This is a genomic window from Labrenzia sp. THAF35 (assembly GCF_009363595.1).
Classification (GTDB): Bacteria; Pseudomonadota; Alphaproteobacteria; order Rhizobiales; family Stappiaceae; genus Roseibium; species Roseibium algicola.
In genome coordinates this window covers 6,053,004-6,075,199 of record NZ_CP045380.1, presented here as the reverse complement: position 1 = coordinate 6,075,199, position 22,196 = coordinate 6,053,004, and the positions used below count along the sequence as shown (strand labels likewise).

General features: G+C 59.4%; 29 protein-coding genes. All 29 read left to right on the top strand.

Annotated elements, in window-relative coordinates:
• Positions 1-17: 17 nt before the first annotated feature.
• The 29 genes from FIU93_RS27925 (at position 18) to FIU93_RS27785 (ending at position 22,194) form a co-directional block, all read left to right on the top strand.
• Entirely contained in the window at positions 18-686 is a 669-nt protein-coding gene (locus FIU93_RS27925; RefSeq protein WP_152507407.1) for a DUF3164 family protein, read from the top strand.
• Positions 687-688: 2 nt separating this feature from the next.
• On the top strand, positions 689-958 hold the full coding sequence (locus FIU93_RS27920; protein ID WP_152507406.1) for a hypothetical protein: 270 nt from the start codon (positions 689-691) through the stop codon (positions 956-958).
• Positions 948-1,142 (top strand): hypothetical protein, encoded by a 195-nt coding sequence (locus tag FIU93_RS27915; protein ID WP_152507405.1) that lies wholly within the window; start codon positions 948-950, stop codon positions 1,140-1,142. Before FIU93_RS27920 ends, FIU93_RS27915 begins: the two co-directional genes overlap by 11 nt.
• On the top strand, positions 1,135-1,326 hold the full coding sequence (locus tag FIU93_RS27910; protein ID WP_152507404.1) for a hypothetical protein: 192 nt from the start codon (positions 1,135-1,137) through the stop codon (positions 1,324-1,326). Before FIU93_RS27915 ends, FIU93_RS27910 begins: the two co-directional genes overlap by 8 nt.
• Positions 1,316-1,999: a DUF2786 domain-containing protein gene (locus FIU93_RS27905; RefSeq protein ID WP_152507403.1), complete on the top strand. Its 684-nt coding sequence runs from the start codon at positions 1,316-1,318 to the stop codon at positions 1,997-1,999. The genes FIU93_RS27910 and FIU93_RS27905 overlap by 11 nt, the downstream gene beginning before the upstream one ends.
• 1 nt (position 2,000) lies before the next feature.
• Positions 2,001-2,282: a gas vesicle protein V gene (locus FIU93_RS27900; RefSeq protein WP_152507402.1), complete on the top strand. Its 282-nt coding sequence runs from the start codon at positions 2,001-2,003 to the stop codon at positions 2,280-2,282.
• A gap of 5 nt (positions 2,283-2,287) precedes the next feature.
• Positions 2,288-2,518, top strand: a complete 231-nt coding sequence (locus FIU93_RS27895; protein WP_152507401.1) for a hypothetical protein — start codon at positions 2,288-2,290, stop codon at positions 2,516-2,518.
• The gene (locus FIU93_RS27890; RefSeq protein ID WP_152507400.1) at positions 2,515-3,150 is read left to right on the top strand and encodes a regulatory protein GemA; all 636 of its coding nucleotides are present in this window, start codon (positions 2,515-2,517) and stop codon (positions 3,148-3,150) included. Before FIU93_RS27895 ends, FIU93_RS27890 begins: the two co-directional genes overlap by 4 nt.
• Complete coding sequence (locus FIU93_RS27885) at positions 3,147-3,557, top strand: hypothetical protein (protein ID WP_152507399.1); 411 nt, start codon at positions 3,147-3,149, stop codon at positions 3,555-3,557. The genes FIU93_RS27890 and FIU93_RS27885 overlap by 4 nt, the downstream gene beginning before the upstream one ends.
• A 136-nt stretch (positions 3,558-3,693) precedes the next feature.
• Complete coding sequence (locus tag FIU93_RS27880; RefSeq protein WP_152507398.1) at positions 3,694-4,896, top strand: N-acetylmuramidase domain-containing protein; 1,203 nt, start codon at positions 3,694-3,696, stop codon at positions 4,894-4,896.
• A complete protein-coding gene (locus tag FIU93_RS27875) occupies positions 4,893-5,285 on the top strand; it encodes a hypothetical protein (RefSeq protein ID WP_152507397.1) in 393 nt (130 codons plus the stop codon). Before FIU93_RS27880 ends, FIU93_RS27875 begins: the two co-directional genes overlap by 4 nt.
• A 6-nt stretch (positions 5,286-5,291) precedes the next feature.
• Positions 5,292-5,615, top strand: a complete 324-nt coding sequence (locus FIU93_RS27870) for a DUF2730 family protein (protein ID WP_152507396.1) — start codon at positions 5,292-5,294, stop codon at positions 5,613-5,615.
• Position 5,616: 1 nt separating this feature from the next.
• Positions 5,617-5,913 carry a hypothetical protein gene (locus tag FIU93_RS27865; RefSeq protein WP_152507395.1) on the top strand — a complete coding sequence of 99 codons (297 nt, stop codon included), beginning with the start codon at positions 5,617-5,619 and terminating at the stop codon, positions 5,911-5,913.
• Positions 5,914-6,510, top strand: a complete 597-nt coding sequence (locus FIU93_RS27860) for a DUF3486 family protein (RefSeq protein ID WP_152507394.1) — start codon at positions 5,914-5,916, stop codon at positions 6,508-6,510. It begins immediately after the preceding gene.
• Complete coding sequence (locus FIU93_RS27855; RefSeq protein WP_286202277.1) at positions 6,507-8,165, top strand: terminase family protein; 1,659 nt, start codon at positions 6,507-6,509, stop codon at positions 8,163-8,165. Before FIU93_RS27860 ends, FIU93_RS27855 begins: the two co-directional genes overlap by 4 nt.
• Entirely contained in the window at positions 8,159-9,757 is a 1,599-nt protein-coding gene (locus FIU93_RS27850) for a DUF935 domain-containing protein (RefSeq protein WP_152507393.1), read from the top strand. Before FIU93_RS27855 ends, FIU93_RS27850 begins: the two co-directional genes overlap by 7 nt.
• Before the next feature lies 1 nt (position 9,758).
• Entirely contained in the window at positions 9,759-10,964 is a 1,206-nt protein-coding gene (locus FIU93_RS27845) for a phage minor head protein (RefSeq protein WP_286202389.1), read from the top strand.
• A 390-nt stretch (positions 10,965-11,354) separates the two neighbouring features.
• Positions 11,355-12,335 (top strand): phage protease, encoded by a 981-nt coding sequence (locus tag FIU93_RS27840; protein WP_152507391.1) that lies wholly within the window; start codon positions 11,355-11,357, stop codon positions 12,333-12,335.
• A 1-nt stretch (position 12,336) separates the two neighbouring features.
• The gene (locus tag FIU93_RS27835; RefSeq protein WP_152507390.1) at positions 12,337-12,711 is read left to right on the top strand and encodes a DUF2190 family protein; all 375 of its coding nucleotides are present in this window, start codon (positions 12,337-12,339) and stop codon (positions 12,709-12,711) included.
• 28 nt (positions 12,712-12,739) lie between these two features.
• Positions 12,740-13,699, top strand: a complete 960-nt coding sequence (locus FIU93_RS27830; RefSeq protein WP_152507389.1) for a capsid protein — start codon at positions 12,740-12,742, stop codon at positions 13,697-13,699.
• A gap of 220 nt (positions 13,700-13,919) precedes the next feature.
• Complete coding sequence (locus tag FIU93_RS31640) at positions 13,920-14,390, top strand: hypothetical protein (RefSeq protein ID WP_209010252.1); 471 nt, start codon at positions 13,920-13,922, stop codon at positions 14,388-14,390.
• 20 nt (positions 14,391-14,410) lie between these two features.
• Positions 14,411-14,878 carry a DUF1320 domain-containing protein gene (locus FIU93_RS27820; RefSeq protein ID WP_152507388.1) on the top strand — a complete coding sequence of 156 codons (468 nt, stop codon included), beginning with the start codon at positions 14,411-14,413 and terminating at the stop codon, positions 14,876-14,878.
• Complete coding sequence (locus tag FIU93_RS27815; RefSeq protein ID WP_152507387.1) at positions 14,878-15,360, top strand: phage virion morphogenesis protein; 483 nt, start codon at positions 14,878-14,880, stop codon at positions 15,358-15,360. The genes FIU93_RS27820 and FIU93_RS27815 overlap by 1 nt, the downstream gene beginning before the upstream one ends.
• Positions 15,357-15,995, top strand: a complete 639-nt coding sequence (locus tag FIU93_RS27810; protein WP_152507386.1) for a hypothetical protein — start codon at positions 15,357-15,359, stop codon at positions 15,993-15,995. The genes FIU93_RS27815 and FIU93_RS27810 overlap by 4 nt, the downstream gene beginning before the upstream one ends.
• Complete coding sequence (locus FIU93_RS31790; protein WP_173017424.1) at positions 15,992-16,561, top strand: phage baseplate assembly protein V; 570 nt, start codon at positions 15,992-15,994, stop codon at positions 16,559-16,561. Before FIU93_RS27810 ends, FIU93_RS31790 begins: the two co-directional genes overlap by 4 nt.
• Positions 16,561-16,962, top strand: a complete 402-nt coding sequence (locus FIU93_RS27800) for a GPW/gp25 family protein (protein ID WP_209010251.1) — start codon at positions 16,561-16,563, stop codon at positions 16,960-16,962. The genes FIU93_RS31790 and FIU93_RS27800 overlap by 1 nt, the downstream gene beginning before the upstream one ends.
• On the top strand, positions 16,959-17,810 hold the full coding sequence (locus tag FIU93_RS27795) for a baseplate J/gp47 family protein (RefSeq protein WP_152507385.1): 852 nt from the start codon (positions 16,959-16,961) through the stop codon (positions 17,808-17,810). Before FIU93_RS27800 ends, FIU93_RS27795 begins: the two co-directional genes overlap by 4 nt.
• Entirely contained in the window at positions 17,807-18,910 is a 1,104-nt protein-coding gene (locus tag FIU93_RS27790) for a phage tail protein (protein ID WP_152507384.1), read from the top strand. Before FIU93_RS27795 ends, FIU93_RS27790 begins: the two co-directional genes overlap by 4 nt.
• Positions 18,910-22,194: a DUF4815 domain-containing protein gene (locus tag FIU93_RS27785; protein WP_152507383.1), complete on the top strand. Its 3,285-nt coding sequence runs from the start codon at positions 18,910-18,912 to the stop codon at positions 22,192-22,194. The genes FIU93_RS27790 and FIU93_RS27785 overlap by 1 nt, the downstream gene beginning before the upstream one ends.
• Positions 22,195-22,196: the final 2 nt, after the last annotated feature.

Below are 22,196 nucleotides of genomic sequence, written 5' to 3'. Positions count from 1 at the left end.
TTAAAGGAACTTTAAAAATGGAAAATGCAGCAACTGAAACCGCCGTATCGAGCGCACCGGAAGACGGTGTCGAGATCATCAACGGCCAGAAGTACATGCGGGACGCCAAGAACAATCTGATGCCGCTGGAAAACGTCAAGCCGCAGCACAAGCTGGAAGACGAAACGGTGCGCAAGGTGATCGGCTTTGCCGAAGAGCTGTCCGGCCAGATCGCCCGGTTCCGCAATCACACCTTTGCGGATCTCTTGGCACTGACTGCTCTGCTTGCTCAGCAGTATGACGCCACCAAGGGCGGCAAGAAGGGCAACACCACGTTCCAGACCATCGACGGCTGCATGAAGGTGCAGGTGCAGGTCGCGGATTTCATCGACTTCGGCCCGGAAATCCAGACCGCGAAGGTTCTGATCGATGAATGCCTGATTGAATGGGCCTCGGACAGCCGCTCGGAGATCCGCACCATCGTCACCCGTGCCTTCAACACCGACAAAGAGGGGCAGATCAACAAGTCCGAGATCCTGATGCTGCTCCGCCTCGACATTGAAGATGAGCGCTGGCAGCGGGCCATGGCCGCTCTGAAAGATTCCATGCGTGTCACGGGGTCCAAGAGCTACCTGCGTTTCTACCGCCGCGACCATCCGGACGCGGACTGGGAAACCATCACGATCGATCTGGCGAAGGCGGCGTGAGGATGGGAACCCTCAAGGCTACAGCAGAACGGTATGTGTTCGAGGTCACGAAAGACTTTCCGGACAGCTTGCCGCTGAAAGACCGGATCGCCCGGTTGGATGCTGAACGCCCCGCGCTCAAGAGTGCACCCGCTGCAGCTAGAAAGGCGTGGCAGTCAGCTCGCAGGACTTACCTCCAACGCTTTGGCTATGAGAAGCCTGCCCTTCGCAAGGTTGAGACACCCCTGGAGATCGCAATCTCGAACGCCCAGGGGGATTGCGATGTCCAGTGAAGCTTACATCCGGCAACAACTTGAGCAGCGCCACGGTGTGGAACACCTGCCGAAGCAAGCCTTGGACCTCATGTTTGAAAAGGCTTGGGACGATGGCCACGCCTACGGGATGCAGTCGGTTGCCGATGAATACGACGATCTTGTGCAGATCGTGGACGCAGTGCGGGAGGTCGAAAGTGAATAGCGAAGATCTCCGTATCCAATACGACCAGGCCCGTCTCGCACGGGCCAAGGCCGAACAGAAGATGCTCGAGACACGGCTGGCGGCGGACAAGGCTGAAAGTGCGTTCTACGACGCGGATAAAAAATCCGGAGTTGCCTTTGAGCGTTGGAGCGAAGCTGTGAAAGGAAGCGGCGATGGATCTTGATCGTTTGAAACAGCGCATCAATGCTTTGCGCGACAAGACGACTGCGAATGGCTGTACCGAGGCGGAAGCGATGGCAGCTGCCGCCAAGGCAGCGGACCTGATGCGTGAAGCGGGTCTTTCGGAACTGGATCTTGAGATCCGTCAAAGTTCGGCCAGTTGCGATACGCGCGGTCAAGCCCCGGAAAGCCGTCTCTGGACCATCATTGCGCTCTGCACGAATTGTGCATTCGTGCTGGAATGTGACCATGATGGAGACCGGTTAACGTTCATCGGGAAAGAGCCTGGTCCCGAGATTGCCGCGTATCTCTGGGTCGTTTGCGATCGCGCAATCAAGAAGGCAGTTCGGGACTTTCGCAAGTCAACGTTCTATCGCCGTCGAAGGTTGAAAGCGACGAAGAGACAGGCCGTATCAGACTTTAAGCTTGGGATGACAATCAGGCTGCAGGAACGGCTTCTGGAGCTTTTCAAGGGCGTTGCGAACCGCAAGGAACTTGAGGCTTCGATCCATGCGAAAGAGGAACTGTTTCCAAACCTAGAGGCAATTAAAAAACGGTCGGGTTCCGTCCGTTTCCATGAAGTGGTTGCTTCCGGTTTCATTGCCGCAAAGGACGTCAACTTGTCCCACGGCGTTGACGGCACCTCACAGCAAAAACAACTGGCCGGAGCTTCATAAGATGCACCGCCTCGCCAACTCCGATCATCGTGTGTTGAGTGAGACCGATGCCTTGCGCGACAGGCGTGCCCTTCTGCTGCGCAAGGCCGAGAACAGCCGGTACCGCCTGCAAAACCGGAAGGCCCTTCTGGGCGATCTTCAGCAGGTGACCAACGAACTCCTGAAACGTGAACTTGAGGCCCGGCAGGAAGCCACGCCGCAACCAGCCACCCGGATGGAACCGATGGGTGATGCAGGTGCGGTGGGTGGATACGCCCAGGGCCGCTTACCCTACAAGGACTAACGCAGATGAGCCAACTTGAGCGGATTGCCTTTGCGATGTTCAAGACCGTCTACGCGCCTCATGTTGCCAGCACACTGACGCTGGACGGCCTGTCCTCGGTCGAGAAGCCCTTGAGCGCTGACACCGACACCAGCCTTGTCGAGGACTGGCAGAAACGGCGGCCCAGTTACATGCGACTAGCTGCGGCAGCCATCCTGGAAGTCAACGAGATCAAGAAGGAAAGGGCCGGATCATGAACGCCTACGCCAAGATCCATGTCCTGAAGAAAAACGCCAACCTGGACGATGATACGTACCGGGACCTGCTGGAGCGGGAGACCGGGAAACGATCCTGCAAGGGCATGGCATCGGCCGAGCAACTGAAGGTCATCTCTGCATTGCAGCGGCTTCTGCCCGAACAGGACCCCAATGCGGCCCAGGGCAAGAGGGCGACCGGCAAGTTTGCCAAAAAGCTGCAGGCGCTCTGGATCGCCGGTCACAATCTCGGTGTCATCGCGAACAAGAGCGATGAGGCCATGATCGCGTTCCTGCAGCGTCAGACCGGTTTGGATCATCATCGGTTTTTGCAGGACGGCCGAGACGCCAACAAGGCGATCGATGCGCTGAAGATGTGGTTGCGCCGGTCAACACAGAATTACGACCTGTTCACCCAGGATCAAAACCAGTCCCCAATTCTGAACGACTATCGGTTTCAGATCTGCCTGCACATCTGGGCGGAGTTGGCAAAGGTCGGCAAAGAGCCCGCGCAAACTCTCACGACTTACATGGTTGCGTGCTGTGGCAAAGACGATCCGGGTTCACTGAACTCCACGGATTGGATCCAGCTCATGAACCGGCTCGGCAAGTTCTATCGGTCGGTGAAGAAATGAACGAGGACCTGCCCGGCCTGCTTGGAGAGATTGCGGAGATTGCCGGTTTTCCGGCAGCGTTCGCGATTGCCGAGCGGGTCGGGGGGACACGCGTCACGATACCTTCCCGAGCCTCCGACGATCATTGGCTTGTGAAAACGGTCGGCCGAGAGGCGGCAGACCTGATTTGCAAGCATCTGCGCACCCTGTCCCCTGAAGGTCGCGAGGCTGGCGCTCGACACGTTGTCATTCCCCGTGGTCCGGCCGGCTGCATGGCAAAGGCGCGAACCCGGCTTGCAAGGGAACTGGAAGCGGGTACAAGCGCCCGCGAGGCCGCACGGCGGGCCGGCCTGTCGGAGCGATCCGCGTTCCGGATGCGCAAGAAGATCCGGGAAGAGGAAGACAGCAAGCAAGGCTCGCTGTTCTAGGCATTTGACAAGCGATTAAACGGCGTTCAAATTCTCTTCCCGAACGCTAAATCGCTCTGGCTGACACCTGTCAGCCCCGCTATTCCCACTGAAAAACAGATCTTGAAGGCCTCCCTAGACGCCAGGATGAGGCCCGATGTCCGATATCATTTTCAAACTCCGGCAAGGCGGAGGAAAGCTCAGCGACGACAGCGTCCTCCGACTGGCTGCCGCGCGCATGCAGTGCGAAGTTGCTGTGCTGCAGGCGATCCTTGAAGTCGAAAGCAATGGCCGCGCCTTTGATGACAAGGGCCGCCTAATCATTCTCACCGAAAAGCATGTCTTCTGGCGGGAGCTTCCACAGAACCTGCGCAACAAGGCCAAGCGCCTTGGCCTTGCGGTGCCGAAGTGGGGCAAGGCCAACTACAAAGGTTTGGGCGGCTCCGGCTCTGATGCCCGTTGGGATCGTTTGGAAGCCATGGTCGAGCTGGAGGAAACAGCCGGCCTGCGTTCGGCTTCCTACGCCGGCCCGCAAATCATGGGCTTCAACGCTCAGCTGTGCGGCTATGCGACCGTGCAGGAATTCGTCTTGGCGCTGGCCGAAACCGAAGCCAATCAGATCGAAGCCTTCCTGACCTATCTCGAGCGCGTGGGCTTGTTGCAGGCGATCCGCGACCGTGATTGGCGCGCGATTGCCCGACGCTACAACGGCCCAGGACAGGTGGCGCGTTATGCCGGCCTGATGAAAGCCGCCTATGAGCGGATCGCCAACAAGACGGGTCGGGTTGACTATAACCCCGGTTTGCTGCGCCTCGGGTCCGAGGGATACCGGGTGAAGGCTCTCCAGGAGCGGTTGGTCAATCTCGGCTATCACGTCAAACCGGATGCTGATTTTGGTCCGGCCACCCGCCGTCAGATCATTGCGTTTCAGGCTGACAACGGCTTGCAGCCGGACGGTGTCGTCGGCCCCAAGACCAGCGATATGCTGGACAAGGCCATCCCGGTGAAAGACCAGCCGGGCGGTACCCGCGAAAACCTGACTGTCAAAGATCTTCGGAAGGCCGGTTCGGAAACCATCAAGCAGGCCGACTGGCTGACCCGGATCGGGATCGGTGTGCTGGCGACAGGTGCCGGCGCTGAAACCTTGGAGACGGTTCCGGGCGTGCAGGGCCTTGAATCTCTCAAAGGCGTTACCGACACGATCCAGGAGGTTGCCGGGATGGTGCAGCCGGTGTTGCAACTGATCTCCAGCAACAAATGGCTTGCCCTCATTGCCATTGGTGTCGCCGTCTACCTCGTTGCCCGCAAGATCAAATTGCGCCGGCTCTACGATGCCAAGGAATGGAGGCACATCGGATGAGCTTCCTTCTTGCCTGGGTTCTCAAGTTCGCCAGCTCCGGCCTGGTCGACAAGGCGCTTCGCTACATGGAGCAGAAAGCTGCGCTTGGAACCGAGCGGGAGCGGATCAAGTCCCAGACCACCATTGAGGTGGTCAAGGCGGCAGTCTCTGAATCACGCATCATGGCGGATCTCCAGAAATCGAAATTCGAGTACCTGCTTTATTGGGTGTTCGCCGGCCTGTTCGTTTTGCCGCTCGGCTTCTGGTGGGCGGCTGTGATCCTGGACAGCGTTTTTTTGTTCGGTTGGAAGGTGGCCACAGTCCCCATCCTGGAAGAATGGGGCGGGCAGATGATCCGTTGGCTGTTTTACACCGGCACCGTTGTCGGTGCCATCAAGATCCTGAAGTGAGGCCCGATGCCGGACGGATTGAAGGAATGGCTTGGTGTGGTGGCGCTCGCGATATCGCTGCTCACGTCCGTGTACGCCTGGATCACTTCCAAGGCCAAAGCCAATGCGGAACACCTCAAAGCGGTTGACGCCAAGCTGGTTGATCTGGATCGACGCGTGCAGTCGATCGAAAGCGAACTGAAGCATCTGCCGAACAAAGACGATGTGAACGAACTCAAACTGGCAATGGCTCAACTGGACGGGACGGTCGGGCGGCTGGACGAAAGCCTGTCCGGGATCTCACGCACTGTCCGCCGCGTTGAAGGCTTTCTGATGAAGGAGAGCAACTGACATGAGTTATCTCGACGTTGTCGCCGCTGACTGCCGGCTGATCATGCTGAAAGAGCTGGCCGGCCAGAATGATCATCAGCTCAATGAAACCATCCTTACCAAGGTTCTTGAGAATTTCGGACACCTCAAAACCCGCGACTATGTCCGCACTCAGATCCGGGTGCTTGAAGGCTTGAACGCCGTCAGCGTGAAAGAGGTCGGCAGTGTCCTGGTCGTCAAACTGCTGCGGGCTGGCCTCGACCATGTGGAGCGTCGGGCATTCCTGGAAGGCGTTGGCCGTCCTTCCGTGGAGGGCTAAATGGCAAATCGCCGCAAAGGCCGTGGCCGTCTCTCCGCGATCGAGCAACTGCCGCCTGAATGTGATGAAATCATTGTCTGGGCGGCCAACGAGCTGCGCGGGCGCGAGCACACACAAAAGGAAATCTATGAAGAATTCTATCTGAAGCTTGAAGAGCTGCAGAAAGATCATCGTGGTGAACTCGACTTCAAAATCCCGTCCTTTTCCGCCTTCAATCGCTATTCCATCAAGCAGGCGCATTTGACACGCCGGCTGGAAGACACCCGCGCCATCGCCGCGACGATCTCCGAGCGGTTCGACGCGGAGGCCTCCGACGATCTCACCCTTATTGCGGCCGAGGCCATCAAGACGCTGGTCTTCGAACTCTTGACCGATGCCGGCGAGAGCGGTGTCGATCCGAAGGGAGCCATGAACCTTGCCAATGCTCTGCGGGCAGCGTGTCAGGCACAGGGTGTTTCGACCACACGCCGGCAGAAGGTTGAGAAAGACTTTGCAGACAAAGCCACCCAAGCGATCGAGCAGGTGGCAAAGGCCGAAGGCTTTACCCAGGACACTGTCCGCGCCATCAAGGCCAAGATCCTCGGGCTTGATATATGAGCGCGGTTTCAGACCAGGACGAATTCAAGATCGGCCGTGCCATTACCCAGGAGGAATGGCAGGAGCTGCGAACCGCTTCGCTCTACGGCCTTCCGCCTGAACTGCAGGAACTTGCAGACATCGACCATGTCGATGTGCTGCTCGACTATCAGAAGCGGCTTCTCTCTGCCACGTCGATCCATTCAGTCGTCATTGTCGAAAAGAGCCGGCGCACCGGGGCCACCTGGGCGCTGGGGGCACAGGCCGTGCTTACAGCCGGCGCGGCACGATCTGCCGGTGGCATGGATGCCATGTACATCGGCTACAACCTCGACATGGCGCGCGAGTTCATCGACGTTTGCGGCATGTGGGCGAAGTCGTTTTACGACATCGCTGCGAGCGTCAAAGAGTACCTGTTTCCGGATGGCAGGGATGAGAAGGGTGCCGACCGCTTCATCCAGGCGTTCCGGATCCAGTTTGCGAGCGGCTTCGAGATCGTTGCGCTTACCTCCAAACCCCGATCCCTTCGCGGCCGGCAAGGTTTTGTCATTGTCGATGAGGCCGCGTTCCATGACGATCTGAAGGAATTGATCAAGGCCGCCATGGCGTTCCTGATCTGGGGCGGCAAGGTCTGCATCATCTCCACCCATGATGGGGAAGACAACCCGTTCAACGAGCTGATCCAGGACTGTCGCGCCGGCAAAAAGAGTTACGAGATTGTCCGCTTCGATTTTGACGATGCCCTGAGGGACGGGCTTTACCAGCGGATCTGTCTCCGGACTGGAAACGAATGGACGCCCGAGGGCGAAGCGGAGTGGCGCGCTGGTATCCTGAAAGACTATGGCGATGATGCCGACGAAGAGCTGTTCTGCATTCCGTCCAAGGGCTCCGGGGCTTTCCTCAATGGCGCGCTAATCCGCTCCCGCATGGCGGACGGTATTCCCGTTGTTCGCCTGGAATGCAGCGACGACTTCGTTTTCAAACCCGAGGCCGTTCGGATTGCCTATGTCGAAGATTGGCTTGATCGCGAGGTTGGGCCGCTGCTCGCAGATCTCGACAAACGCCAGCGCCATGTCTTCGGGGAAGACTTTGCACGCGTTGCCGACCTGAGTGTCCTGTGGCCGTTTTCTATCGGGCGGGATCTCCGCCTCGATACGCCGTTCACGATCGAACTGCGCAACGTTCCCTATGAGCAGCAGAAGCAAATCCTTTTCTACCTGATCCGGGGCCTGCCTCGCTTTGCCGGTGGCGCTATGGACGCCGGGGGCAACGGGGCCTACCTCGCAGAGGTCGCGCAGCAGGAATTCGGCGAACACATGATTGCTGCGATCAAGTTCTCCAAGGAGTGGTACCGGGAGAATACGCCGAAGTTCAAACAGGCTTTTGAAGATGGCGATATCCGGTCAATCCCGCGCGACGACGATGTCCTTCAGGATCTCAGGAGCTTCAAACAGATCCAGGGCGTGGCCCAGATCCCGAGCGATGAGCGCACGCTTGAAAAGGCGAAGCGGGGACGCAAGCGTCACGGCGATGCCGGCATTGCCTGCTTGCTCGGTCACTTCGCTAGTGAGCGGGACATTCCGGAATACGCCTACACCGCGCAGGAAGAAACGGCCTCGCAGAGCCCGCTTTCCGACAGCGCCTTTAACGACACCTCAGGGAGGCAGCTTTGGTAGGGCTTATCGACCAATACGGCCGGCCGATCGAAAAGGCCGCCTTGTCCAAGGAAATCGCCACCCCGGAAATCATGGGGGTGCGGCGCACGATCGAAGACCGGGAAGCCTCGGGCCTCACTCCTGGTCGTTTGGCTCAGATCCTGATCGATGCGCAGAACGGCCATGCGCGCGCCTATCTCACGCTCGCTGAAGAAATGGAGGAACGCTACCTTCACTATGCATCGCAGCTGCAGACCCGCCGCTTGGCGATCGAGGGCCTGTCGCCTGTCGTGGAAGCTGCTGAGGGTGTGCCAACCAAGATCGTTGACGCGGTCAAGGAACTGATGGATGGAGCGGATATCAACGAGACCACCGGGGAACTCACAGACGGTATCGGCAAAGGCTATTCGGTCTGCGAGATCATGTGGGAGTATGAGCGCAAGGCTCTCCGGCCGGTGGAATACAAATGGCGAGATCCGCGCTATTTCCAGTTTGATCGCAAATCGCTGACGCAGCTCTTGCTGGCGACTGACACCAACCTCGACGGCGAAGAACTTCCGCCCGCCAAGTTCATCGTGCACAAACCTCGCACCAAGGCGGGCATCCCGTTGCGGCGTGGCCTTGCCCGTCCGGCCGCCTGGGCATTCCTGATCCAGTCGTTCGGCCTGAAAGACTGGGCGGCGTTCTCCGAGATCTACGGCATCCCGATCCGCGTCGGCCGTTATCACTCGACGGCGAGCGACCAGGACAAGCGTACTTTGCTCCGCGCGGTAAAGGCGATTGCCAACGACGCGGCCGCCATCATCCCTCAGGGAATGGACGTTGAATTCCACAAGGTGGAAGGCTCCCATGGCTCTGCCGTCTTCGGCGAGCTGCTCGACTATGTCGATCGGCAGGTCTCGAAAGTCGTGGTTGGCCAGACGATGACCGCCGATGATGGATCGTCGCTTGCCCAGGCGGCAATCCATAACGAGGTGCGTCTCGATATCAACGAGGCGGACGGCAAACAGATGGCGGCCACCTATAACCGCGATCTAATCATCCCGTTCGTCAACATGAACTTCGGCCCTCAGGAGGTCTATCCGCTCGTCTCCTTCCCGGTTGCACAGCCGGAAGATCTTGAGGCGCTCACCAACGCCCTCGGCACATTGGTGCCTATGGGGTTGAAGGTGGGGCAGCGGGAAGTCCGCGAGAAGCTTGCCTTGTCTGAGCCGACTCAAGATGAAGAGATCCTGACAGCGCCGGCAGCGGCGAAGGTGGAGACCCCGGCCGACGATCCGAAAAAGGCAAAGGACGGATCAGAGACCGAAGGTGACAAAGCGAAGCTTGCCGCCCATGTCGCTGGCTGTGCCTGCTCGGCTTGCGCAAGCCTGCGTTCCGATCCCAATCCGGACCTGGACGAGTTCGACCGCCTGTTCGGGGCGATCGACTGGGAGCCGGTCACCGATCCGCTCCTGGCACCGCTTCGCAAGATCATTCTGGAAGCAAGCGACTTTGAGGACGTGCGCCGCCGTCTCGACCAGGCCGGCCCGGACAGCGAACCAATGCGCCAATCGCTTGCCCGGTTCACGGCAATTACCCGTGGCCTTGGCGACGCGAGGGATGAGGACTGACTTGGCCGAAACCTCAAAGGACTTCGAAACACCCCGTGAGGTCACGGATTACTTCCGCCAGAAACGTCTGCGGCCGGGCTTTTCGTGGGTGGATGTCTGGGCGCAGGAACATGCCTTTGCATTCACGGTTGCCAAGGCCGTTGATACCGAGCTGCTCGGCACCTTCCAGAAGTCGCTAGACGACGCAATTACCAATGGCGAAAGTTTCGACACCTGGAAGAAGAAGATTGCCACTGATCTCACCAAGATTGGTTGGTGGGGGCCGCGCCGGGTCAAGGACCCAACCGGCATCGCAGAGGACAGCTTGGTCGACTTTTCCCGGTCGCGCCGGCTGAAGACAATCTTCTGGTCAAACATGCGCTCCGCCCGAGCTGCGGGACAATGGGAGCGTGCTCAGCGAACCAAGCGCGCTTTGCCCTATCTGCTCTACGTGCGTTCCGTTGCCTCCGATCCGCGACCGGAACACCTCGTCTGGGCCGGTATTCTTCTGCCTGTCGATGATCCTTTCTGGAACACGCATTTCCCGCCGAATGGTTGGGGCTGTAAATGTGCCGTCCGTCAGGTCACCAGATTTGAAGCGAACCGGCTGATTTCTGATGGCGGGCTAACGATTGATGGAGAGTGGGTCCGGATCGAAAAGACAGCCCCTCAGATTGAAACCAGAACCTTCAAGCACAAGCGCCGGGACATCGAGGAACAGGTTCCAGTCGGGATCGATCCGGGCTGGCACACCAACCCCGGCCGGGCTCGTGCGCGCACCCTGATCGACCGCCTGAATGAGGAACTGGATGCGGCCGGTCCCGATGTTGCTCGTGGCCGCATCCAGGAGCTGTTCTCTGGCCGCACTCCTGAAGTGATCGCGGGGCTGAAGGAACGAGTGCACCTTCCGGTCGCGGTCGCCCCACAGCTGCAGGAAGCTCTGGACGCAAAGACATCCCTGATCGTGGCGTCTACCGATACCATCCAGGCAAAGACAGCAAAGCATGCAGTGGTGACGATCGACACCTTCAGCATCGTCCAGGACATGCTTGATCTGGGAACGATCGTTGACGAAGGTCGATCGGAAAATGAACGGGCGGTCTATATCAGCCTGGGGCTTTCTTGGTGGAAGCTGGTCATCAAACGCTCAGCGGATGGCTTCCTGCGGCTGCACACGATCTATCAGGTCGATCAGCGCCGTGCATTGAAATGGATTGAGAAGGAGTAATGTAGCGGGAGGACGTGACCCCTCGCGGCCGCATTCGGCCGGCACCATCGACTTCGCGCCGCCACGAATATGAATATGCGTTTTTCCGACCGATCTGACAACATCATAGAGGTGTGAATTCTTCCCGAATTTTTAGGCGCGAGAAAAACCGGCTGAGAAGCCCGAGGAAGGGCTTTGACGCCCAATGCCCCGCGAAACAGGCACGAAGGCGCTCACGCCTGTTTAAACCCCGTTTAAAAACGATCGTGCCTGCGTACGTGAGACCCAGATGCGGGTAGCGCTTTCAAATCCGGTCTGATACGGTCCACCCATCCCCAAAAATTGCTCCCGGTGCTGCGGCTGACAGTTGTCAGCCCCGCTGGCATGCGCGCGCCAGCCTAGCTTGGCGGCATGACAAAGCAGACCGCCTCTCCTTCTGACATTGCCCATGGTGCCGTGGTTACCGAAATCGCCACGGCCGGTGCTGCCGCTGAAATGGCCGCCGCGCCGGAGTGGATCAAGATCCTTCCGGCCGGCAAGGTAACGACCCGCGACGGTCGCTTTTACATTTTCGACGCCGAGGCGCTCGCTGCCCGGTTCAACGCCGATGGTATCGACATCCCTGTCGACCTCGACCACGGCATTTCGAAAAACGACAAGCCGGCCGCCGTTGGCTGGATCAAGGAAATGGCCGCCAAGCCGGACGGTCTCTATGGCCGTGTCGATTGGCTGGACACCGGCAAGGACGTATTGGCCGCCAGAAGCCGGCGTTTCATTTCCCCGACTTTCCATCACACCAAGGAAGGCAAGGCCACTTGGTTGCATTCCGTCGCTCTTGTGGCGGCTCCGGCGCTCGCCATGCCGGCGCTTGCTCACGCTTCTCCCGAGACTGAAACAGAGGAAGACCCGATGAAGTCTATTGCCGAGGCCCTTGGCCTGGGTACGGATGCGGATGAGGCTGCCTGCCTGACCGCCATCACGGCCCTGTCGACCGGCAAGGTCGATAAATCCGTTCACGATGAGGCGCTGACCAAGTTGTCGGCCGCCACTCAAGAGCTTGCAACCCTGAAAGCGGATGGTCGCAAGAAGGACGTTGATGAGCTGCTGGAAGGCGCGCTCGCCGACAAGAAGATCTTTCCCGCTCAGCGCGACCACTACGAAAAGCTCTGCGCGACCGACGAAGGGTTTGACCAGGTCAAGGCGCTCCTGGGCGCGACCGCCAAAGGTCTCGCTCCGTCCGGCCTCGATGACAAAACGACTTTGTCTGACGATGAGCCGGGCGATCCCGTCACCCTTTCGGCCAAGGCAACCGCCTATCAGGCAGAGCAGGCCGCCAAGGGCATCCACATCGATATCGCTCAGGCGGTCAATCACGTGAAAGGAAACGGCTGACATGATGCCGCTTATCAAATCCTTCCGGGCGAACACGGCTGTGTCCGGGTTGCGCCTCGTCGCGGCGTCTGCCGTCGACAAGGAAGTCGAAACCGCCTCCGATGCCACTGATCTCATCATCGGGGTGGCCGACACCTTCGACATCGATGCCGGTGACATGGCGGATGTCATCCTGTCCGGTCCCGCACCCGTCACAGCTGGTGGGGACCTCGATTTCGGTGATTTCTTCACCTCGGACGCAAACGGCAAGGCGGTCAAGGCGGTGCCGGTGGCCGGCTCAGTTGTCCGCTACGCAGGCTATGCGCTGCAGGATGCGACCATGGACGATCAGTTCTCCGCAGTCATCGCCCCTGGCATTCTCAACACGCCGGTCTGATCGGCCGCGAGTTTAAAGGCACTTTAAAATGGCTACCAAACGCCCCTTTGTCGTCGATCCGATCCTGACCGCAATCGCGATCGGCTATTCTAATCCGGCACAGTCCCTGATTGCCGATGATGTCATGCCCCGTCAAAGCGTCGGCGGCGAGCAGTTCAAGTGGACCGAATATCCGATTGCCGAGGCTTTCACCGTGCCCGACACGGAAGTCGGCCGGCGCGGTCAGGTCAATCAGATCGTGTTCTCCGGGTCCGAGCGGGAAAGTTCGGTGAAGGATTACGGTCTCGACGTTCCGATCCCGAACTCCGACATCAATGCTGCCGCTGCCGCGCGCAAGGAAAAGCGTTCGACCTACGATCCCGAACAGCATTCGGTCATGATGCTTACCAAGATCACTCAGCTTGACCGCGAAGTCCGGGTCGCTGCCAAGGTACAGGATCCGAACAACTACGATGCATCACGGCGCGTCGCCCTTGTCGGCACCGACAAGCTGTCCGACTACGCCAATTCCGACCCGCTCGGTGTCCTGGACACCGCCCTGCAGGGCACCCTGATCTACCGCCCCAATCAGCTGTCGATGGGCAATGTGGTCTGGAACTGGTTGAAGCGACACCCGAAACTGGTCAATGCCATCAAGGGCAATCTGACCAACGAAGGGTTCATCACCAAGCAGCAGCTCGCCGAGCTGCTTGAGATCAAGCAGGTGCTTGTGGGCGATGCCCATGTCAACACCGCCCGTCCTGGGCAAGCTGCCAATCTCACTCGTGCCTGGGGCAACTTCATTGCCGCCCATTACACCGATCCGACCGCGCACATCGAAAATGAAGTGACCTGGGGCTTCACGGCTCAGTACGGCACCAAGGTTGCCGGCCGTATCGAAGATCCGGATATCGGCCTTGAAGGCGGTTTCCGCATCCGTTCCGGTGAACGGGTCAAGGAAGAGATCGTCGCCAAAGACGTGGGCTATCTGATCCAGAACCCGGTCTAAGCGGTTTCCTCGGGGAGCGCCGCGAGCAAGGAGGGCCTTTGGACTGAAGGCTCTCCGAGCGAAGCCCCTCCACTGGCAGGCGGACCCACAGGTCCAGTGGAAACAGCGGCCTTTGCATACGAGGGGAAGATGCCGTGCCCCGACCCAAGAAGAGACCAGTGCGTCTCCCGGCATCCAGGAGGGCTGGCAGGCCCTCATCGATCCCCAAAGGAGTTACATCATGGCACCGCGCAAGCAATCCAATGAAACCAGTTCTCCCAAGACGGCCGCATCGACCGACGCAAAGCCTTCCGCCGCTGACGAGGCAGCCGCCAAAGAGGCCGCAGACGCGGCGGCAAAGGCAGAAGCCGAAGCGAAACAGAAAGCAGCGGATGAAGCTGCAGAAAAAGCGGCGGCTGATGAGGCGGCAAAAGCAGAGGCCGAATTAAAGGCGAAAGCTGAAGCCGATGCGAAGGCGAAAGCCGAGGCTGACGCGATGGCGGAGGCTGATGCAAAGGCGAAAGCAGAAGCTGAAGCAAAAGCGGCAGCCTCCGCCCAGGACGGACCCGAACGGAAGAAAATCCCCGTGCTCTGCCACGTTCGTCTGAACGGCGATACCTACGAGCCCGAGGCCGAACCCGAAATGACCGGCAGCGAGTTTGAGGAACTGAAGCGGTCTCAGGCCGTGGAAGGTGAATTCGAAGACTACTGAGCCCCGCCATTGAGGAAGCCATGACCGCCTACGCCTCCCAGTCCGATCTAGAACTGCGTTACCCTGATGAACTCATTCTGCTTGCCGCAGATGAGAATGACGGCTCAGTCGATGCGGACAGGGTGGCGGGGGCGCTGGCGTCCGCCAGCACGGAAATCCGTGGCATCCTCAAGGCCCGCTATGGCAGCAATGATCTGAACAATCTCGACGCCGACAGCCTTGAGCTATTGAAGGTCTATGCCATCGATATCGGTCTCTACCGTATTGCGCTGTCCTTCTCCCGTTCGAACGATCAGATCAAGGATCGGTACGAGGCGGCTATCAAACGCCTTGAGGCCATTGCCTCCGGCAAAGGTGGGCTGTCTTTCGAGCCGTCCGGCTCTGATGGCGGTTCCTCAAACGGTTCCGATGCTCTCAGCTCACCCAATGAAGTTTTGATAGATGCCCCGGAGCGTGTCTTCACCCGTGACCGTTTACGGGGGTTTTAATGAGCGTTTCAATCCGGCTTGACAGCACTGAGCTTGACGATGCCCTGGTGCGCCTTGAACCGCTGCTGGACTTCGAACCCGCGCCGCTGATGGCGGCGATCGCCGCCCTTGGTGAGAGCCAGACCCGCCGCCGCATCGAAACGGAAAAGACATCTCCGGATGGAACGCCGTGGGCACCGAACCACAACGGTACAAGCATTCTGCGCGAGACCGGCCGCAATCTCCTGGACAGCGTTGCCTCAACTTCTTCCGCCACGCAGGCGGAGTGGGGTGCGAGCTGGGAGTTTGCACATGTCCATCAATTCGGTGCCGTCATCGAACCCAAAGACGCAAAGGCTCTCGCTTTTCAGATCGGCGGTCAGAACGTCTTTGCGCAGAAGGTCGTTGTCCCCGCGCGTGCGTTCGTCGGGATCTCGGCGGAGAACGAGATCGAGATCCGCGATCTGGTGACTGACTTTCTCGGGATCGGAGGCCTGCAATGATTGAGCCGACCACCCTGACGGACCTGATCAACGCCGACCAGGTTTCGGCCATGACCCTCGCGATCACCGCGACCATCGGCGCGCAGATCGGCGGGCTGACCGTCCGTTCTCATCCGGGAAAGCTGGACATCTACGATGTGATGTCGCGCGACCTGATCCGCGCTCCGGGCGTGTTGCTCGGCTGGACCCAAATTAAGGCCATGCGGGAAACGGCCGGGCACTACACCATGCCGGTGGATTTTGCCGCGTACATTGTCGCAGAAGACTTCGCGGACAAACCGCGCGGCCGGCGGATACCGAGGGAAACCGTTGCCAATGCCATCGGCACCCGCTTGCTGGCGATCCTGAACGATCCGGACCTTTCTGATTGGGGGCTTGCCAACATTGGTCTGCCGCTTACCGAACCGGCCCCCGCTTTCCGGCCGATGTTCACCGCAACCGCCTATCAGAAGGGGACGGCCTATTACGCCGTTACCTGGACACAAGAGATCATCGGCCTTGGTCCCGATTTCCTCGGCGGTGAAACACCGGCGTTTGTCGCGCCGGATGAAGAACGCGGCCCAGGCCTGAAGTTCCTCGCAGAAACGGACATCCCGCCCGAAATCATCGCCATGATCGAAGGGGAAGAACCGTGACAGATCTCGCCGCTTTCGAACTCAGAACGCTTCGCCGGTTTCTGCGCCGTGCCGAAGGACGGCTTGCGCGCGCCGTCCTGCGCGGCAAGGTCCACCCCGGCAGCCAGGACATGAAAGAGCGCACCGTTCGCCTGCAGCTTGCTGTGGATGCTGAAGGCAAGCCGATCCTCTCTCCTCCCGTCAAATGGGCGGCACCCGGTGTCGGCCGGCTCAAGGTTCATGCGGTGCCGGCCGACAACGAACAGATGATCCTGTTCAGCCCGTCCGGCACGATCGGGACGGCAAGCATCGCCATCGCCGGCAGCTATGACGACGACAATGGATCGCCCTCCGATGATGCGGGTGAAGTCGTGGTGACCTTCGGTGATACCCGGCTGGAGCTGCGTGGCTCCGATGCACTTGTGAAGTCTGCGAAAGTCGTTGTCGAAAGCGAAGACGTTCACCTGGGCGGCGAAGACGGTAAGCGGGTTGCCCGTGTCGGCGATCGGGTCGATGTCAAAATTGGTTCCTCGAAAGGCCTATGGCCGATCATCGAAGGGTCCAACAAAGTGAGGGCGATCACCTGATGAAAGCTCTCCGCTACAGAACCGGCGTTCACTTCGAAACCTTCGAACCGTTGACGGGCTGGGCGCATGTTGCCCAGAGCCTTCAGATCATCTGGACCACGCGTCTCGATGTGCGTGTCATGGCGCTCGACTTTGGCTCCGAACACTTTGCCCTGCACGGCGAAGACATCACGCCGGAACTCGCGCTCCGGCTCTACAACGCCCTCATCACCGCCGTGCATACCCATGAACCGGAATACAGGATCCATTCCATGCAGCTTGTCAGGCTGACCAGGGAGGGCGGTCTCGGCGTCCGCCATTCGGGTACCTACTATCCGGAGGGCCGTTTCGGGAACTACGAAGACAAGGTTGCTGTCGAAGCCTCGACCGCTCCCCTCAAGCTCTACCGGGAGGCCGCATGATAGATCTTGAGGCTCTCCCCGATCCTGAAGTTCTGAAGTCGATCGACCATGAGGAGTGGCTTCAGAACATGATCGACAGGATGGTTGCCGAAAGCGATGCGCTCGGCATCACCTGGGACGCGAACGTCTCCAGTGACCCGGCTATGATCCAACTGGAGCTGGCCGCGTTCTACGCCATGCTGTTTACCTCTTATGTGAACGAGGCCGCCCGCAACCAGATCCTTGCCTTTTCCACCGGTGCGGATCTGGACCACCTTGCCAGCTTTTACAATCTCGCAAGACTTCCGGGTGAAGACGACACCCGGCTCCGGGTGCGTATCCAGTTGGCAACGATCGGCGGTTCCGTTGGCGGTACCAAGGAACGCTTCAAGAGCGTAGCGATGGGGGCGGATATCCGCGTTCGCGACATCGCAACGTGGCGCGTTGGTCGCGATCCAACCGTAAACGTTGCAGTGCTCTCTACCGAGATCGGCGGCAACGCCAGTCAAAGCCTTTTAAACATCGTTCAAACGGCCCTTGAAGCTCCGGGGGTAAAGCTCGTATCTGACCGCTACGAGGTCATGTCTGCGGTTCGCCAGATCGTGGACGTAACGATCATCGTTACCCTGTCACCGGATGCGCCGGCGTCTCTCCTGCAGGAGCTTGAAAGCCACCTCGTAACCGCACGCGATGCTGAAGTAGATCTTCTCGGGCTTGATCTGACACGGGCCTGGATCACGGCGAACGCCATGCTGCCAGGGGTCTCCAACATCGCGGTCCAACTTCCGGCCAGTGATGTGGTTGCGGGATCAAATGAAGCCATTGCGATCGGCACGGTCACAATTGTCGACGGGGGGCGCAGCCGATGAGCGCCGACCGCCTGCCAGACAATGTCAGCCTACAACACCGTGCGCTGGCGAATGCCACCTACCTCATGCCCGACCTTGTGCCGGGCGTCGAATACATCTCCGGCTGGAAGTACAGCCGGCAGCCTCCGGATCTCCGTCCGTTCCTGGTCGATGAATACGGCCTTGCCGCTCTGGTTCCGTATCTTTCCAGCTACGCCGAAGTTCTTGCACGCGGGCTGCCCTGGGCAAGGGTGCGTGGCACCCATTCCGCGGTTGCGCAAGGTCTCGACATGGTGGGCTATTCGGGCACGATCCAGGACCCGCCTGCGCGGCGTCTTGCCTGGGCAGAGTTCCAGATCGATCTGGACCGGGTTCGCGATGAGCGTGACGATCTTCCCAAGATCGCAGGCATCGTTGATCTCAGTATTCCAGAGCGGTCAACATTCCGCCGTGGCGTCCATGGCTACGATGTGCCGGCCGCAGAGGGTTGCCGAACCCGTTTGAGCGGTTCGATCCTTGGGGATGACAGCGGAGTCCGGATCGATGGCAAGGGGCCGAAATGGTCTTTCGGTCGAGCTTATCGCTACACCCACGTTCTGACGGAAGGTAACCTGACCGCGCTTGGCGTTTGGCTTCCCGAGGTCCCGAGCCAGCTTTGGGCCGACATGCAGTTTCCCTGGGCAACTGCCACCTTCAAGTGGGCCGATGACGCCGCACTTGGCCGCAGGGTATCGATGGCGAGTGCCATTGAGGCGTTGCCTTGCTGGCTTCGCTTTGCCGATGACGCTGACCAGACGATTGGTTATCGCCGGGCCGTCTGCCGGGGTGTTGAGCAAGGGCTTACCGGATACGCGTTCGGTACTGACTACCTGGAGCCGAACCTTGAAAACCCGATCGGAGTGCATGTCTTTGCGCGCACCGGGTTCGGTGACGGTTATGGCGCCGAAGCCGCGTCTGTCTCCATCGTCTTCGGCGCTGATGTCACCGACCAGTCGAAACCCGGCCAACTCTGGCTGGAGCCTGCCGGCCTGACAGGAGGCGTTGAAATCGCGTCACAGCCGATCTCGATCCTTTTTGGCGAGACCGTGCGTGAATACGTCCAATTTTTCTTGAGGTTCTGATGGCCTACGAACACGAGTCCGGCATTGACGCCGCCTATGACAGAACTCCAGACGCGCCGTCCACCCGGACGGATCTGGTCTTTGTCGAGGACCGCTTCATTCAGGGTGCGGAACTCAATGAACTGCAGGGGCTGACCGGCCGGCGCATCCAGGCAATTGGCGATCTGGTTGCTGGGAATGGTAATCGGGAAAGCGATGCGGAAATCAAGGTCGCATTCGACATTGACCCGGAAGACCCGAATGCCATTCCGACAACGGCCAGCATCATCCTGCAGGCTGGCCGGATCTACATTGACGGTCATGTTCTGTCCGTTGCTGCAGCGCAGTTTGATGATGTTCCGATCTCCGGCGACGTGATCGTTGGTGTGCGCCAGGTGGTCACCCGTATTGGTCATGAGGAAGATCCGTCTCTCGTGGGCTTGCATCCGGGTACCGATGCAGAAGGCGAGCCGGGCGCTTACCGGACGAACCGGTCACTTGAGTGGGGTTTGCTGAACGATGGCGGCGAGGGCCAGTTTATACAGGTCTACAAGCTGCTCGATGGCACCGTCGTTGATCAGACCGCTCCGCCTGCACTTGATGGCATTCTTGCGACTGCTGCGATTTACGACCGCGCACGCGGCTCCTACATCGTTGCCGGCTGCGAAGTCAGCGCGCTTGGGGACGATGGCAACGATCGGCAGATCCTGTCGGTGGGTGCTGGCGCTGCAAACATTCAGGGCTGGCGCCGTACGCGTGAAACCGCTTTCACTCTGTTCCAGACACAAGATCCGGATCTTGAACTGGTCTCGGCCGAGGCAAAGACCTTCACCGATGGTGGCAGTGGTACTGCCGTTCTGACCGTCGCAAGGCCGCCGATCGCGAACGTGGTTTCTGCGGTTGTCACCATGCAGATCTCCGAGAACGTGACGCGCGGGCCTGTGCCTAACGGGCTCGATGAACTGCAGGAAGCGTCGATTGTCGAAATCATAAGCGTGACGCAGGCTGCGACCACGTTTGATCCGGCAACATATTCCCTGTCCGGTGACAATATCTCCTGGGCTCCGGCTGGTGATGAGCCGGCTGCCGGCAGCACCTATGTCGTCACCTATCGGTATTTCAAGCAGGTCGCGCCGGATGCCTTCGACGCAACGACCATCACACTGTCAGGCGGTGTGACCGATGAAACGGCACTTCTGACTTACAACTCGAAGATCCCGCGCAAGGATGTTCTTGTTTTTGATATCGATGGCACGCCGAGCATCGTCAAAGGGCAGTCCGCACGCAAGGGCGCTCTGCCGCCGAAGCCGCCCGAGGGCTATCTGAAGATTGCCGAGATCCACAACACGTGGGACGGCGCTCCGGAGATCGTCAACAATGGCACCCGCGTACCGACCTATGATGAACTTTGGGGATATCTGCGGCTGACGGTGAAACTTGCCGATCAGCTCAATCGGACGCTCATGGAGCAATCTGTGCCGGACGCAGCTGCGATCTCTGCCGATGGCATCTTCACGGATGATTTCTGGAGCGATTTCTACCGCGACGAGGGTGTGGTCCAAACAGCAGCCGCTAACCAGGGCGTCTTGCAGCTCCCGGTCTATGAGCAGTTTGTCGAGACGATCAACACGCTTGTGATCCTTGATTACACCGAAGAAGTGATCATCTCGCAGCCGCTCGCAACCGGGTCCATGAAGGTCAACCCGTACGCCAACTATAACCCGATGCCGGGATTGCTGGCACTCAACCCGAATAACGACTTCTGGACTGAGACCGAAACGCAATGGACCTCGTCCATAACGCGCCAGTTCACGGCAGCTCCCGGTCAGTCTCCGGGCCGCACTACGATTACCGAAGAAGTACGGCAGACGACACGGGCAGCAGAGTTCCTGCGGCAGATCGATATCGACTTCAGCATCGAAGGCTTCGCGCCAAATGAGCAGCTCGAAAAGCTTTTGTTCGCGGGGCGGGACGTGACACCGGCCGGCCCGCTTGTTGCCGGTGCCAACGGTGATGTGCAGGGCACATTCCAGATCCCGGCTCGTGTCCCGACCGGCACGCACGCAATCCGGGCGGAAGGTGCTGCAGGCGGTTTTGCCGAGGCGTCCTTCGTTGGCGCAGGTGAAATCACCGTAGAGGTGATGCGCCGGGTCAATCTGGTGACCAGGGCCGCACCGCCACCCGTGGTCAACGTGATCAACAATATCGTGCGGGTCACCAACGTTAACAACGTGTCCAACAATCGCGGCCCTGGTGAAGGCAACGGTCGTGAAGGTGGCATGAACGGCGATCCACTTGCCTTTACGTTTGTCCCGCCTGTTGACTGCATGATGCTTGGGTTCGACGTGGAGATCGCCGAGGTGGGTGACCCGGCCAACGGGTTGGTTTGCCAGCTCGCCCGGACCCTGAACGGTTATCCGACCAATGAAGTTCTGGCGACCACGTTCATTCCGATGGTTGGCGTTCAGCCTGGTGACAAGGTTAGCCCGCGTTGGGATGCGCCGCACTATCTCAGTGCTTCGGAAAAATACTGCGTTGTCATCATGACCGACGATGCGGACCACGCCCTGAAGATCGCAACGCTTGGTGAGGTGGTTCCTGAATCCCAGCAGCTGGTTTCATCGCAGCCCTATACCAATGGCGACCTGTTCTCCGGATCGAACCGCACCACTTGGGTGGCGCATCCGAAAAGCGATCTCAAGATCGATATCGTCGCAGCCAAGTTCAGTCCGGTGGAAAAAACCGTCGATCTGTACCAGGGCGACATCGAGGCGATCACCGACCTGGTCGTTCGCGGCACGGTCGAGCTGCAATCCGATCAGACCAGGTTCCGGTACGAGCTTGTTCGCGCCAATGGCGATGTGATCCCGCTCGCTTCAGGGCAGTCCATCGAGTTCGATGAATATGTCTCCGAGACGATCACTCTGCGTGCGGTTTTGAACGGCAACGAGTACCTGTCGCCTGTCCTTTGGCCGGGCACCACGATCATTGGCGGGCAGGTGCAGGAGCAAGCGGACTATGTCTCGAAGAATTTCAAGATCGAAGGTCCGGTTGGCTTACGAGCGCTGTTCGATCGCTGGCAGCCGGCCGGCGCTACGGTGACGATCTTCGTTGACAGCAATGGGGATGAAAATTGGCAGCCGCTCGTTCAGGAGAGCGCCCGCGCGCTTGGCGGCGGCTGGACGGAACCGAAGCTTAATCTTGCAGGCTTCTCCGCCCCCAACGGCGGCCGCGTGAAGGTCACCCTTAACGGCACGCCGGCAGCGCGTCCCTCCATCGCGCGTTTGCGCGCCTACGGATACTAAGA

What these genes read in the sequence shown, in the direction of transcription:
- FIU93_RS27925 (WP_152507407.1), top strand. Translation starts at nt 18, where the DNA reads ATGGAAAATGCAGCAACTGAAACCGCCGTATCGAGCGCACCGGAAGAC.
- FIU93_RS27920 (WP_152507406.1), top strand. Translation starts at nt 689, where the DNA reads ATGGGAACCCTCAAGGCTACAGCAGAACGGTATGTGTTCGAGGTCACG.
- FIU93_RS27915 (WP_152507405.1), top strand. Translation starts at nt 948, where the DNA reads ATGTCCAGTGAAGCTTACATCCGGCAACAACTTGAGCAGCGCCACGGT.
- FIU93_RS27905 (WP_152507403.1), top strand. Translation starts at nt 1,316, where the DNA reads ATGGATCTTGATCGTTTGAAACAGCGCATCAATGCTTTGCGCGACAAG.
- FIU93_RS27900 (WP_152507402.1), top strand. Translation starts at nt 2,001, where the DNA reads ATGCACCGCCTCGCCAACTCCGATCATCGTGTGTTGAGTGAGACCGAT.
- FIU93_RS27895 (WP_152507401.1), top strand. Translation starts at nt 2,288, where the DNA reads ATGAGCCAACTTGAGCGGATTGCCTTTGCGATGTTCAAGACCGTCTAC.
- FIU93_RS27890 (WP_152507400.1), top strand. Translation starts at nt 2,515, where the DNA reads ATGAACGCCTACGCCAAGATCCATGTCCTGAAGAAAAACGCCAACCTG.
- FIU93_RS27885 (WP_152507399.1), top strand. Translation starts at nt 3,147, where the DNA reads ATGAACGAGGACCTGCCCGGCCTGCTTGGAGAGATTGCGGAGATTGCC.
- FIU93_RS27880 (WP_152507398.1), top strand. Translation starts at nt 3,694, where the DNA reads ATGTCCGATATCATTTTCAAACTCCGGCAAGGCGGAGGAAAGCTCAGC.
- FIU93_RS27875 (WP_152507397.1), top strand. Translation starts at nt 4,893, where the DNA reads ATGAGCTTCCTTCTTGCCTGGGTTCTCAAGTTCGCCAGCTCCGGCCTG.
- FIU93_RS27870 (WP_152507396.1), top strand. Translation starts at nt 5,292, where the DNA reads ATGCCGGACGGATTGAAGGAATGGCTTGGTGTGGTGGCGCTCGCGATA.
- FIU93_RS27865 (WP_152507395.1), top strand. Translation starts at nt 5,617, where the DNA reads ATGAGTTATCTCGACGTTGTCGCCGCTGACTGCCGGCTGATCATGCTG.
- FIU93_RS27860 (WP_152507394.1), top strand. Translation starts at nt 5,914, where the DNA reads ATGGCAAATCGCCGCAAAGGCCGTGGCCGTCTCTCCGCGATCGAGCAA.
- FIU93_RS27855 (WP_286202277.1), top strand. Translation starts at nt 6,507, where the DNA reads ATGAGCGCGGTTTCAGACCAGGACGAATTCAAGATCGGCCGTGCCATT.
- FIU93_RS27840 (WP_152507391.1), top strand. Translation starts at nt 11,355, where the DNA reads ATGACAAAGCAGACCGCCTCTCCTTCTGACATTGCCCATGGTGCCGTG.
- FIU93_RS27835 (WP_152507390.1), top strand. Translation starts at nt 12,337, where the DNA reads ATGATGCCGCTTATCAAATCCTTCCGGGCGAACACGGCTGTGTCCGGG.
- FIU93_RS27830 (WP_152507389.1), top strand. Translation starts at nt 12,740, where the DNA reads ATGGCTACCAAACGCCCCTTTGTCGTCGATCCGATCCTGACCGCAATC.
- FIU93_RS31640 (WP_209010252.1), top strand. Translation starts at nt 13,920, where the DNA reads ATGGCACCGCGCAAGCAATCCAATGAAACCAGTTCTCCCAAGACGGCC.
- FIU93_RS27820 (WP_152507388.1), top strand. Translation starts at nt 14,411, where the DNA reads ATGACCGCCTACGCCTCCCAGTCCGATCTAGAACTGCGTTACCCTGAT.
- FIU93_RS27815 (WP_152507387.1), top strand. Translation starts at nt 14,878, where the DNA reads ATGAGCGTTTCAATCCGGCTTGACAGCACTGAGCTTGACGATGCCCTG.
- FIU93_RS27810 (WP_152507386.1), top strand. Translation starts at nt 15,357, where the DNA reads ATGATTGAGCCGACCACCCTGACGGACCTGATCAACGCCGACCAGGTT.
- FIU93_RS27800 (WP_209010251.1), top strand. Translation starts at nt 16,561, where the DNA reads ATGAAAGCTCTCCGCTACAGAACCGGCGTTCACTTCGAAACCTTCGAA.
- FIU93_RS27795 (WP_152507385.1), top strand. Translation starts at nt 16,959, where the DNA reads ATGATAGATCTTGAGGCTCTCCCCGATCCTGAAGTTCTGAAGTCGATC.
- FIU93_RS27790 (WP_152507384.1), top strand. Translation starts at nt 17,807, where the DNA reads ATGAGCGCCGACCGCCTGCCAGACAATGTCAGCCTACAACACCGTGCG.
- FIU93_RS27785 (WP_152507383.1), top strand. Translation starts at nt 18,910, where the DNA reads ATGGCCTACGAACACGAGTCCGGCATTGACGCCGCCTATGACAGAACT.